11 protein-coding genes are annotated in these 12529 nt (G+C 63.8%); 6 read left to right on the forward strand and 5 right to left on the reverse strand.

Features of this window, described 5'->3' with window-relative positions; genetic code table 11:
* Positions 1–23: 23 nt before the first annotated feature.
* From Q8L25_RS16015 to Q8L25_RS16040, 5 genes are all read left to right on the forward strand, one after another.
* Entirely contained in the window at positions 24–1304 is a 1281-nt protein-coding gene (locus Q8L25_RS16015; RefSeq protein WP_308920300.1) for an arsenic transporter, read from the forward strand.
* A 334-nt stretch (positions 1305–1638) separates the two neighbouring features.
* Positions 1639–2793: a D-alanyl-D-alanine-carboxypeptidase/endopeptidase AmpH gene (gene ampH / locus Q8L25_RS16025; RefSeq protein WP_308920301.1), complete on the forward strand. Its 1155-nt coding sequence runs from the start codon at positions 1639–1641 to the stop codon at positions 2791–2793.
* A gap of 167 nt (positions 2794–2960) precedes the next feature.
* Positions 2961–4481: an ATPase domain-containing protein gene (locus tag Q8L25_RS16030; protein WP_308920302.1), complete on the forward strand. Its 1521-nt coding sequence runs from the start codon at positions 2961–2963 to the stop codon at positions 4479–4481.
* Positions 4468–6186 (forward strand): response regulator, encoded by a 1719-nt coding sequence (locus tag Q8L25_RS16035; protein ID WP_308920303.1) that lies wholly within the window; start codon positions 4468–4470, stop codon positions 6184–6186. Before Q8L25_RS16030 ends, Q8L25_RS16035 begins: the two co-directional genes overlap by 14 nt.
* Positions 6186–7280, forward strand: a complete 1095-nt coding sequence (locus Q8L25_RS16040) for an Imm71 family immunity protein (RefSeq protein ID WP_308920304.1) — start codon at positions 6186–6188, stop codon at positions 7278–7280. The genes Q8L25_RS16035 and Q8L25_RS16040 overlap by 1 nt, the downstream gene beginning before the upstream one ends.
* Positions 7281–7284: 4 nt before the next feature.
* Here Q8L25_RS16040 and Q8L25_RS16045 read toward each other — a convergent pair whose 3' ends face one another.
* Both Q8L25_RS16045 and Q8L25_RS16050 read right to left on the reverse strand, forming a co-directional pair.
* The gene (locus Q8L25_RS16045) at positions 7285–8079 is read right to left on the reverse strand and encodes an SDR family oxidoreductase (protein ID WP_308920305.1); all 795 of its coding nucleotides are present in this window, start codon (positions 8077–8079) and stop codon (positions 7285–7287) included.
* Positions 8076–8405 (reverse strand): nuclear transport factor 2 family protein, encoded by a 330-nt coding sequence (locus Q8L25_RS16050; RefSeq protein WP_308920306.1) that lies wholly within the window; start codon positions 8403–8405, stop codon positions 8076–8078. The genes Q8L25_RS16045 and Q8L25_RS16050 overlap by 4 nt, the downstream gene beginning before the upstream one ends.
* Before the next feature lie 108 nt (positions 8406–8513).
* On the opposite strand from Q8L25_RS16050, the gene Q8L25_RS16055 reads away from it, so the two are divergent.
* The gene (locus Q8L25_RS16055; protein WP_308920307.1) at positions 8514–9443 is read left to right on the forward strand and encodes a LysR family transcriptional regulator; all 930 of its coding nucleotides are present in this window, start codon (positions 8514–8516) and stop codon (positions 9441–9443) included.
* A gap of 32 nt (positions 9444–9475) precedes the next feature.
* Here Q8L25_RS16055 and Q8L25_RS16060 read toward each other — a convergent pair whose 3' ends face one another.
* From Q8L25_RS16060 to Q8L25_RS16070, 3 genes are all read right to left on the reverse strand, one after another.
* Positions 9476–9859: a hypothetical protein gene (locus Q8L25_RS16060; protein WP_308920308.1), complete on the reverse strand. Its 384-nt coding sequence runs from the start codon at positions 9857–9859 to the stop codon at positions 9476–9478.
* 37 nt (positions 9860–9896) lie between these two features.
* Positions 9897–10556: a hypothetical protein gene (locus tag Q8L25_RS16065; protein WP_308920309.1), complete on the reverse strand. Its 660-nt coding sequence runs from the start codon at positions 10554–10556 to the stop codon at positions 9897–9899.
* A gap of 316 nt (positions 10557–10872) precedes the next feature.
* Positions 10873–12525 (reverse strand): ParB-like protein, encoded by a 1653-nt coding sequence (locus Q8L25_RS16070; RefSeq protein WP_308920310.1) that lies wholly within the window; start codon positions 12523–12525, stop codon positions 10873–10875.
* Between the last annotated feature and the right edge of the window lie 4 nt (positions 12526–12529).

Below are 12529 nucleotides of genomic sequence, written 5' to 3' on the forward strand. Positions count from 1 at the left end.
TTTGACAACGACAAGGACCAGCCGTGCTGATCGCCTTTCTGATTTTTCTCGCCACCCTGATTCTCGTCATCTGGCAACCGCGCGGCCTGGGTATCGGCTGGAGTGCCGCCGCCGGCGCGATCGTCGCGTTGCTGGCCGGCGTGATCCATGTCGCCGATATTCCCGTGGTCTGGCACATTGTCTGGAACGCCACCGGCACCTTCGTGGCCGTGATCATCATCAGCCTGTTGCTGGACAAGGCCGGTTTCTTTGAATGGGCGGCGCTGCATGTCGCGCGCTTGGGCCGCGGCAGCGGCAAACGCCTGTTCGTGATGCTGGTCCTGCTGGGCGCCGCGGTGGCGGCCTTGTTCGCCAATGACGGCGCAGCGCTGATCCTGACACCGATCGTGATCGCCATGCTGCGGGCGCTGCGCTTTTCGGCCAGGGCCACACTTGCGTTCGTGATGGCGGCCGGCTTTATCGCCGACACAGCCAGCCTGCCACTGGTGGTGTCGAACCTGGTCAATATCGTCTCGGCCGATTATTTCAATATCGGCTTCGCGCGCTATTCCGCCGTGATGGTACCGGTGAACCTGGTGGCCGTTGCCGCGAGCCTGGGGGCCCTGATGTGGTTCTTCCGCAAGGATATTCCGGCTAACTACGACCTGGCTCAGTTGAAGGCGGCTGGCGAGGCGATCCATGACCGTGCCACGTTTGTCACCGGCTGGTGGGTACTGGGCTTGCTGCTGGTGGGCTTTTTCTGGCTGGAGGCGCAAGGCGTGCCGATCAGCGCCGTCGCGGCGGTGGGCGCCGCGCTGCTGCTGGCGGTGGCCGCACGCGGCCATCGCATTTCGACCCGTGAAGTGCTGCGCAACGCGCCCTGGCAGGTGGTGGTGTTCTCGCTCGGCATGTACCTGGTGGTCTACGGCTTGCGCAATGCCGGCCTGACCGACTACCTGACCGGCGTGCTCAATACCTGCGCGACCCATGGCGTATGGGGCGCCGCGCTGGGTACGGGTTTTATCACCGCGCTCTTGTCGTCGATTATGAACAATATGCCCACCGTATTGATCGGAGCATTGTCGATCGATGCCACCACCTCGCAAGGCGTGGTGCGTGAGGCGATGATTTACGCCAACATCATCGGCAGTGATCTGGGACCGAAGATCACGCCGATCGGCAGTCTCGCCACGCTGTTGTGGCTGCACGTCCTGTCAAACAAGGGCATCCAGATTTCGTGGGGCTACTATTTCCGCGTCGGCATCGTCCTGACCTTGCCGGTGCTGTTGATCACGCTGGCCGCACTTGCCGTGCGCCTCGCTTGAAGGAAGAACGGTCATGATCGTCATCATCCCCTCTGCCCAATATCAATCCCGAGCAGCTTGACCTGCCAACCCTGGACAAGCTCGCCCCTGTTGCTGAGCTGACGCACCCGTCGCGCATCCTGATGCTGTATGGCTCGCTGCGCGAGCGTTTCTTCAGCCGATTCCTGACCGCAGTCGTTCAACCTGTCGCAAGCGGCCCTGTTCGATCCGGCCAATGGCGAACGCATCGCGTAACTGATCACGACCGAGCACGCCACACGAATGGCCCTGCAGCCGCAAGGTTGCCGGGCCATTCTCGTTTACACTCCCGGTATCGCCATCCGACACCTTTGCCATGAAAAAACTTGCCCTAGTCCTGTGCTGTTCGCTGTTGTCACTGCCCGCCCTGGCCGGCAAGGAAGCGCATGAAGAAGCGGTCTCCGCCATGTTTGCCGACAGCGGCGCCTTGGGCATGGTGGTGGTGACGGTGCAGGGCGGCCAGATCCATGTGTACGGTCGTGGCGAGACGCGGCCCGGCAGCGGCCAGTTGCCCGATGGCCAGTCGCTGGTGCGCATCGGCTCGGGCTCGCAGGTATTGACGGCCGAGGTGCTGGCCCGCCTGGTGGAAGACGGCAAATTGAAACTGGACGATACGCTGCAGCGGCATGCAGGGGCCGGCCGCGTGGTGCCGCGCGCCCCCAGCGTACCCGAGATCACCTTGCTGGACCTGGCCACGCATATCAGCGGCCTGCCGCGCGGCGTATCAAGCGGGCCGCCGAAATATGCGGCGCCGTTTGCCTGGCCAGGCGAAGCCGTGCGCTGGGGCGAACTGAAAGACGGCAAAACGGATGCCGTGCCCCGCACGGAAGCGGTCTACTCGAATCGCGGCTATGACCTGCTCGGCGACGCAATGGCGTCGGCCGGCGGCGCACCGTATACCGAGCTGCTGGCACGGCTGGTGACGCGCCCGCTGCAGATGAAAGACACGACGGCCACGCCGACGCCGGAGCAATGCGCGCGCCTGATGAGCGGCCCCGATCTCGACAACAGCGGGCCGTGCGGCGCGACCACGGCCACCGCCGCCAGCAGCGGCCTGTTTTCCACGCCGCTCGACATGGGCGTCTGGCTGCGCAAGCTGGTCAGCGTGGTGCCGCCGGCGCCATCAACCTGCATGGTGCTGAAACCCTGGCTGACGCGCGCCGCCATGCCGGTCATGAAGGGTTTCGATTTCCCGGGGCCGGCCGATGCGCTGGGACTGGGCTGGGTGCGCCTGGGTGACGGCCAGCAGACCAGTTCGCCGCTCTGGCACAAGACGGGCAGCGGGGCCGGCTTCATGAGCTATACGGCGATCCTGCCCGCGCCGCGCAGCGCCGTTTTTATCGTCGTGAGCAAGGTCGACATGAAAATGCTGCCGCGCCTGACGCGGGCCGGCAATGCGCTGCTGCGCCAGCTGGGGCAGGAAGTGCTCGATACGGTGGGCAGCCAGTTCAATCAGCAGCCTTGCCCATGAGTTCACCCAGCCATTTGCCGCTTTATGTACGATGGCGAACACACGAGTTTTCGGCCAGAAATTAAAATCACTACCGAACATAGCGGTCAGCGAACACTCCCCGGACAATGCAGTGCCACTCGACGACTATTCCTTCGACGCCCTTGTTCCCATGAAGTTGACACCCTATGAACGACAACCGCACTGCCCAGCCGCGCGAACGGCGCAAACCGACCAGCCGCATTTCCACCGGCGTCGCCGGCCTCGATGACATCCTGTGCGGTGGCCTGACGGCCCAGCGCGTGTATCTGGTGGAAGGCTCGCCCGGCACCGGCAAGACCACGCTGGGCCTGCAATTCCTGCTCGACGGCGTGACGCAGGGCGAGACCGGCCTGTATATCACCCTGTCGGAAACGGCCGACGAGCTCGACGCCGTGGCCGAAAGCCATGGCTGGAGCATGGACGGCATCGCCGTGTTCGAGCTGGCGAATGACACCTCGCTCGATCCCGACGCCCAGCAGTCCGTATTCCACCCGTCCGAAGTGGAGCTGGGCGAAACCACCAAAAGCGTGATGGAGCGGGTCAATACCCTGAAACCCTTGCGCGTGGTGTTCGACAGCCTGTCCGAGATGCGGCTGCTGGCGCAGAACCCGCTGCGCTACCGGCGCCAGATCCTGGCGCTGAAACAATTCTTCTCGCTGCGCGACTGCACCGTGCTGCTGCTCGACGACAAGTCCAACACGCCCGACCAGCAGCTGCACAGCATTGCCCATGGCGTGATCAGCCTGGAACAGATCGCCCAGGAGTTCGGCAAGGAACGGCGCCGCGTGAATGTGATCAAGATGCGCGGCACCAAGTTTCGCGGCGGCTACCATGACTACATCCTGGAAACGGGCGGCCTGAAAATCTTTCCACGCCTGATCGCGGCCGAACACAACCGTGATTTCAGCGCCCAGGTCAGCTCGACCGGCTCGGCCGCTTTCGATGCGCTGCTGGGCGGCGGCCTGGCCAAGGGGACGAATACCCTGATCGTCGGCCCGTCCGGCATCGGCAAGACCACGGTGTCGGTGCGCTGCCTGCTGTCGGCGCTGGAACGCGGTGAAAAGGCCTCGTTCTATCTGTTCGACGAGGGCCTGGCGACGTTTTTTGCGCGCTCGGCCTCGCTGCAGATGGACTTGCGGCCGTACGCCGCCCGCGGCCAGCTGGCGATCCACCATATCGACCCGGCCGAGCTGGCGCCCGGCGAATTTGCCCAGATGCTGCGCGACGCGGTCGAGCAGTCCGATGTCAAGTTCATCGTCATCGACAGCCTGAACGCCTATCTGCAGGCGATGCCGGGCGAACATTTCTTGACCCTGCAGATGCACGAACTGCTGTCCTATCTGAACCAGCAGGGCGTGACTACCGTGCTGGTGCTGGGCCAGCATGGCCTGATCGGCGAAGTGCGTTCCGACGTCGACCTGAGCTACCTCAGCGACACTACCGTGCTGCTGCGCTTCTTCGAGTCGAACGGCAAGCTGCGCCGTGCGATTACCGTGATCAAGAGCCGCACCAGCAACCATGCATTGACCATCCATGAACTGAAACTCGGTTCCGGCGGCATCGCCATCGGCGGCGCGCTGGAAGGATTCGAGGGCATATTGACGGGCTTGCCAACCTACCGCGGCGCCACCCCCATGATGCTGGCGGGGCCCGATGAGCCTCGATAACGGCGCGCTCGACGAGCGTATCCTGATCCTGGCGCCGCATGGCCGCGACGCCGAAGTGATCCACCAGGTGCTGGCGCGCAACGGCTTTGGCGGCGGCGCGGTGGCCAGCTTCGACGCCATGGTCACCGAACTGCTGATCGGCGCCGGCGCCTGCGTGATTGCCGAAGAAGCGCTGCAGGATTCCAGCGTCAACCAGCTGCTGGCCTGGCTGCGCACGCAGGAGCCGTGGTCCGACTTTCCCTTCGTGATATTGATCTCCAGGCGCACCGGCCTTACGCCGCAGGCGGCGCGCAGCACCTTTGACCAGCTGGGCAATATCATCCTGCTGGAACGCCCGCTCAATGCCGAGACCCTGCGCAGCGCCGCTGCCTCGGCCCTGCGCGGACGCCAGCGCCAGTACGAGGCGCGCAACATCCTGGGCGAGCGCATGCGCGTGGCGGAAAGCCTGCGCGACAGCCGGGCCCAGCTGCTGCAGCTGAACGAGACGCTGGAATCGCGCATCGAGGAACGCACGCGCGCGCTGGCGCAGGCCAATGACCGCCTGATGAACGAAGTCATCGAACGCGAGCGGGTGCAGCTGGCCATGGTGCAGCTGCAAAAGATGGAGGCGGTGGGGCGCTTGACGGGCGGCATCGCGCATGACTTCAATAACCTGCTCAACGTGATCCAGGGCAGCATGGACCTGATCCTGTACTTGTCGAAGGACGAGAACGCCAAACGCAAGGCCGAAGTCGCCCGACGCGCCTGCGAGCGCGGCGGCAAGCTGACCAGCCAGCTGCTGGCGTTTTCGCGCAACCAGCGCCTGAACCTGCGCGCCACCGAACTGCACACCCTGTTCGACGGCGTGCGCGAACTGATGGCCACCTCGCTGGGCTCGGCGATCACCCTGTCGTTCGAGATCGACCAGCAGGTGCGGTTCGTGATGGCGGACGTCAACCAGATGGAAATGGCGCTGCTGAACCTGGCCATCAACGCGCGCGACGCCATGCCGGCCGGCGGCAAACTGGTGGTGCGGGCCAGCCGCGCGGCCGCGCCCGAGGGACTGCTGGCGAGCGGCATGTATTGCCTGATCGCCGTCACCGATGACGGCCAGGGCATGGACCCGGCGGTTGCCGCCAAGGTTTTCGAACCGTTTTTTACCACCAAGGCGATCGGCAAGGGCACGGGGCTGGGCCTGAGTCAGGTCTACGGCATGGCCCAGCAGTCGGGCGGCACCGCGCGCGTGATCAGCACGGCGGGCGTCGGCACCACGATTGAGATCTGGCTGCGCCTGACCGGCGACGCCACGGATGCCGAGGATGCGGAACCGGCCCAGCCGCCGCCGGTTCCCGGCGCCGGCGCGCGCATCCTGGTGGTCGAAGACGACAGCTCGGTACGCCTGTCGATGGTCGAATCGCTCGAAGCGCTCGGCTATTGTGTCAGCCAGGCGCAGGATGGCCAGGCCGGCCTGCACGAACTGCGGCGCGACAAGCCCAGCCTGATGATCACCGACTACCTGATGCCCGGCATGACGGGCGCCGAACTGGTGGCGATCGCCAACCGCGAGTTTCCCGGATTGCCGATGATCATCGCCACCGGCTATGCGGACATGGAAGCGATCGACCAGGTGATCGGCAGCAATACCGTGCTGCGCAAACCGTTCCAGCTGGCCGACCTGGCGGCGACGGTAACGCAGGCGCTGGGGCGGCAGGCGGGGATGGTTTGATGAGTGAAATCGTTGCGCCCGGCGACCTGATGCTGCCGTCCGAACTTGAACGGCAAAAGATCTTCTACACGCTCAAGAAAGTGAGCTCGATCACCGCCTGGCGCCGCAATTATGCCCTGTATAAAGCCTGGGCCGACGTGACCAAGGCCAGCCTGCAGGAAGCGACACGGCAGGGCTGGGCGCTGGTGACCTCGCTGCCGGCGTCGGAGCTGGCGTTTGTGCAGGGTGGACTGGATGAGTTCAGGAAAGCCATGGCGAAGCTGGAAAAAAACAACTTCAAGGACTTCGGCGATCCGCCTTTTTTCGAACTGATCGCCGCCCGCAAGCGCCTGACCATTCAGCTGAGCGTGCAGCGGCGGGTGGATGAAGGCGAGAACGGCGTCAACGAGCCACATACGCCGCTGTGGCAGGCGTATTGCGACGCCATGCACTCGGCCTACGATGAGTGGGCGGAATGCTCGATGCATCTTTATCAGCGTGATTATTTTCCTGGCGGCCTGTGGTATTACAACCGCTGGCTGAGAAACGATCTGCCGCTGATGCACTTTCCTGATGACATGGAAGCGGTGCCCGATCCTGCCGTCAACACCTTTGTTCGCGCGAATGGCTTCGTGCCTTTTGCCGGCATCTGGGAACCGGTCGCCGCGCCGGCCACGCGCTTTATCGACCGTTTCACCGGTGCCTGGAGGCCGCAGGCGCCGTTCAAGGTGGTGGCGCCGATGAAATATTTCGATCGCGGCGCGCAGGCGCATGCGATGACCTTGCAAGACAACAGCGACAGCGACGACAAGGGCGAAAAACTGCACCTGGCCTGGCGCCTGCTATGGCGCGAGGACCGCTACACGGACGGCACCATGCCCGCGGAAGAGGCGCACTACCGGTTCCTGGAACCCGAGCGTTCGCGCCCCACAACGTCTGGCGGCGAACCCGTCGATGGCGTGATCTGGGCCTGGAGCGGCGCGGCGGCGCCGGCCAGCGGCACCTGGCTGTGCGATACGCAAGGCAAGTACAGGGAAGTGCGAAAAAAGGGCCAGCGCATGGGCTTTTTGCAGGGGGCGCGCGTCGTGCGCTGGGTATTGATACGGCCGGATTGAGCTCTCAGACGGTGGGTATCGTCCCGCCATCGATCACATATTCGCTGCCATGGATGGAGGCCGCCCGCTGCGAGGCCAGGAAGGCGACCAGTTCGGCCACTTCGTCCGGTTTGCCCGGACGGCCGATCGGAATGCCGCCCAGGCTGTCCATCAATAGCTCGCGCGCAGCGATGTCGCTGGTGCCGCCATGCTCGGCGATGCGCCTTATCATGGCGCTGGCCGCCGTGGTTTCGATAAAGCCGGGCGCCACCGTGTTGATGCGGATGCCGCGCGGGCCGAATTCATTGGCCAGGCCCTTGCTGTAGTTGCTCAGGGCCGCCTTGGCGGCGGCATAGGCCAGGGTAGACTCGAACAGCGGCAGGCTGCGCTGTATCGATGAGATATGAATGATGACGCCGGCGCCCTGGTCCAGCATGGCCGGCAGCAAGGCCCGGTCCAGCCGCACCGCCGCCAGCAGGTTGCTCTGCAGCGCCTCCTCCCATAATTGATCGGTCAGTGCCAGCGCGCCGCCGCCGGGTGCGGTCGAGCCGCCGACATTGTTGACGAGGATATCGACGCCGCCATGCGAGACCAAAATGGCGTCGGCCACCGCATCGCTTCCTTCCCGGGTGCCGAGGTCGGCGCGGACGAACGCCACGCCGGGCGGCAGTTCACCGGACGCTTCCCTGGCGGTGGTGATCACCCGGGCGCCACGCGCCTGCATCAGGTCGACGATGGCGCGGCCCATGCCCCTGGTGCCGCCGGTGACGAGGACGCGCTGGCCGGCGAAGTCTTGCGGTTGATTCAATGCGTGGTTCATGATGTGATCTCCAGTACGGTGATTTTTGCGGCATCGATATTGAAAGCAAAGTCCAGCAGCACCGGGCTGCCCGGAAAATTGCCGCTGACTTCGCCCTTGGCCACGCAACCTTCCGCTGTGACGGTGCAGGCGAGGGGCTCCACCGTCGCGGCATATTTGTCGCTGGAGGCGCGTTTCCATTCAGTAATTGCGGCGTGGCCACGATGCACATGGTGCTCGTCGCGCACCTCGCCATCGGCACTGAAACACTGCGCCACTGCAGCCGCATCGTGCGCGTTTTCTGCTTGAAAGTAGGCTGCCACCACGGCAGGCAAGTTGATCGCCATGCTGTTCTCCTGTTGCGTTGATCGAGTGCTCATCATAAGTAACATGATTTATTCCCGATACGCTGGTTCGGCATGTAAGCTATCAACTCAAAGTTAATAATCAACGCCATGAAACCCATCTCGTTTGAAGCCATCCGTATCTTCCTCGCCGTGGCCGAGGCCAGGAGTTTTACCGCCGCGGCGATACGCCTGGGCGTGACGCCGGCGGCGGCCAGCAAGGCGGTCAAGCTGCTCGAAGCGCAGCATGGCGTCATCGTGTTCGTGCGCAATACGCGCCGGGTGGCGCTGACCGAGGCCGGCGGCGTCCTGTACGCCAGCCTGCTGGCGGCCACCGCGCAGATCGACGATGCGTTTGCGGCGCTGACCCGCTTTCGCGACCGGCCGGCGGGCACCTTGCGGCTGACCGTGCCGCGCGCCTTGGGGGCGCTGGTGCTGAAGGGCCTGGCGCCACGCTTCCAGCGCGCGTATCCCGATGTGTCGCTCGATATTTCGCTCGACGATGGCGAGGTCGACTTGCTGGAGCAGGGCTATGACGCCGGCATACGGCTGGGCCAGTCGGTGGCGCAAGGCATGGTGGCGGTGCGCCTGACGGGCGAGCTGGCCTGGTCGGTGGTGGCTACGCCCGCGTACTTCGCGCGCGCCGGCAGGCCGTTGATCCCGGAAGACCTGGTGCGCCACGACACCGTGCGCTACCGTTTCCACCGCTCGAAAGCGCTGGCGCCCTGGGCCTTCGTGCGCAATGGCGACACCTTCCATGTGGAAACCGGGCACAAGCTGGTGGTCAACGACACGGGCCTGATCGCCGACTTTGCCCGCTCCGGGCTGGGCCTGGCCTACCTGCCTGATATCGAGATCGCGCAGGACCTGGCCGACGGGCGGCTCGAACGCGTGCTCGAAGCGTTTGTTCCGCCGTCATCGGGCATGTTCCTGTATTTCGCCGCCAGGACGCAAAGCCAGCCCAAGTTGCGCGCGTTTATCGATATGGCGACTGCCGACAATGGCTTGTTGGCCTCAATGGCAGGCAAGGGCAGTGCATGACCGGCTCAGGTCTTGAACCAGGCTGGTGGCATTCACAGCTTGTCCCACGCGACGCTGGCCGTCTGCACTTGCAGCCTGTATCGATTGCGTATGGTCTCAAATTCAGCGCCGGAGACAGGTCCGGAAATATGGCCTGATTTGATGTCAATGACCATCCATCCGTCTCGGTCGCCACGAAACGTGGCGTATCGCTCGACGCCGATCATCTCGTCGTTCCAGGCCAGGCGAAGAACGGTGCCCTCGATCAGTCCGCCACCTTGCTCAGCCACATGCGATGGTCCGTGCAGATAATAGGTTTTGTTATCTTCCCATCGTTCCAGCTGGTAGTTGCCGGGTAATGATTTGGTGTTATCACATCCCGCCGCAAAAATCAGCGGAAGGGATGCAAACAGTACTCGCCAGGCAGTGCTTTTCATCGAGGTACCAAATAGGATTGCAGCACAATGTAATATCTCAGCTTTCTTCGAACGTCAGTTCGATTACGCTGTCGTCGCTCCAGTCCTTTTCGCGCAAGGGCGGCGTGAACGAAAAACCGCTGAATGGCACGGGTGCGGTTTTTCCATTGTAGCTGATGGTGGCGGCCGTAATGCGCTGCGGTTCGGTAAAGCTGTAAGTGCCTTTCTGCGACACGAAATTGCATGGTCCGCCCAGCGCGCTCAAGGTGGTGCGCATGGCAAACGGCAGCGTGTCCTTGTCGATTGCCCAGTGCACCTCGCACGTCAGCCGCAGGTCGCCCAGGCGGCGGCTGGTATCGGTGGCCGTCGCACTTCGGATATAGGGAATCCAGCGGACCGAGCCGGCTTTGCGGTTGAGCGTCAGGTCGGCCTTTGCAAGGAGCGGGTCCTGCTCGGCTGGCAGGCTGAAAATGCTTTTTTCTTCCAGCGCTATCGGCATACTCGCATAGTCGCTTTCCAGCCGGAGCTGGAGCGCGTTCATGTCGACATCCGCATGGCGCGGCTGCAGGATAAAGCGCAGCCTTGCATCAGGCGCCAGCGCGTGCTTTTCCTCGAATCGATGCACGCCCTTGAGCATGGCGCTGTACGGCTTCCAGTCCGGGTCCCGGATGCCCTTGATATTGACTGACGAGGTGGCCTCGTCCCCGGAGGGTGTCACGGGGGGCGCATCGTCCGCCTGTGCCTGGACCGCGTTACAGCAAAAATACGCCAACAGGCTGGCGGTTTTCAAAGCGCGCAAATGCATCATGTCGTTCAACCCTTTCTCTTCGTATCTATCGCTTTTTGCTGCACATATGCGAAAGACGTGAGTGTAGGAAAAAACAAGGCCGAAAGGCTGTTTTCAAGACAGGTGGTCAATTCAGGGGAATGGACTGCGCAATACCGGCGTTTTTCAGATCGCTTGCCTGGCATATGACGGCAAGCCCTTCGATCCGCAGGGGGTGCGGAGGGCTTGCCGTTGAGGAGGGAACGCTTTATTTCACCAGCGACTTCTTGTAGGCGATCGAATACGTCAGCTTGCCGGTCGGCGTCACCAGGTCGTCCAGCGCGGCCTGGCTGAAGACGCCGGTCCAGCCCAGGCTTTGCGCGGTTGCCGTGCCGCTGACGATGTCGGTCGCTTTCAGCGCCACCATCGCTTGCGATGCCGTCTTGATGGCGGCCATGTAGGCGGTGGTGTCGCTGGTGTCGACTTTCGACAGGTCGACCACCGGCTTGTTGCGCAGCCAGTTGGCCCAGTAGAATTCCAGGAATTCGGTGGCCGTCGACGGCACCACGTAGCCGGCGTCGCGGGTGAAGTAGACCAGGGCGCGGTACGGGTCGTTACCCAGGGACTTCAGGCCGATGGCGGCGGGCAGCTGGCTGGTGGCGATCGCCTGGTTGGTGCCATTCTTCAGCCAGACCTTGCTGGCCTTTTTCATTTGCGCCCAGAAATCATATTCGCCGAGCTTGCTGAAGTTGTCGGTCACCTTGACCCACACTTTCAGTTGATGATTCACGCCGTTGTCGGCATCCCAGAAAGCGCTGAAGGTGTGGTGGCCGTCCGTCAGGTACAGGGTGCCGTTCGGGCCGATGACGACTGTCTTCATGTCGCCCGGTTTGGTACCCACCGGCGACTTGCACTGGAAGCTGGCGGGCGGGTTGATCAGGGTGGCGCCGGCGATATTGGCGGTCTTGGTGACGACGTCGTCCTGGCCGTTGGCTTCGCACAGCTCGGCAAATTTCTTCGGCTTGTTGGTCTTGGCCATGATCAGGTCTTCCGCGCCGTAGCGGCCCAGCTTGTAGTACACCTGGTCGTAGCCGATGGCTGGCTGGGTCGGGCGCAATTCGTCGAGCGACACCTGCAGGAACACGGGCGCGGCGTCGGTGCCGGCGGCGGTCGCGGCCAGTATCTGCTGGCGCGCGGTCAGCACGGGCGGCGTTTCCAGTACCGTCTTGCCGGTGGCCATCGGTGCGCCGCCGTTGAGGATTTGCGCGACGATGCTGCCGCTGGCGTTGACGATGTCGACATCGGTGCCATTGGTTTTGACCTGCAGATTGTCGAGCAGGACGTCGGCCGGGTCCTTGCTGCTCGGGGTCAACGGGCCGTTGACGAAGTCATAGCTGGCAGCCATGCCCAAGGTTTGCAAAGGCGCGGCCAGCGCCTTGCCCAGCCGGGTTTGCGCCGCTTGCAGCTTTGCCGCGTCGACGGCGGCCAGGCTGGCGGCGGTCGCGGCGGCCGGCGTGGCGCCCAGCAACTGGGTGGTGATGATGGACGTCAGCTGGGTCAGGTTGATGGTGCGTTCCTTCAGCGATACCGCCGACAGCACGGTGCCGCTGGCGGTGGTGGCGGTGACCAGGAAGGGCGCCTTGGCGCCAGCGGTGATGGCGATATTGGCCTGGCCGCTGGCATCGGTGGCGCCGAAGCCGACTCTTTCCTTGCTGGCGTCGTAGACATTGACCGTGCTGCCGGCCGCGGCCTTGCCGGTGGCGGCCACCACGCTGACGATGCGCGCAGGCGCGGCTGCTTGTGGCGTGTCATCGGACGAGCTGCCGCCGCCGCAAGCGGCCAGGCTGGCGCCAAAAGCGAGCGCCAGGGCGGCCGACAAGGTGGTGCGGCCGAAGGTGGCCAAGGCGAGTTTGTTCTGCATGTCT

Origin of the sequence: Janthinobacterium sp. J1-1 (genome assembly GCF_030944405.1) — a bacterium.
Taxonomy (GTDB): domain Bacteria; phylum Pseudomonadota; class Gammaproteobacteria; order Burkholderiales; family Burkholderiaceae_D; genus Janthinobacterium.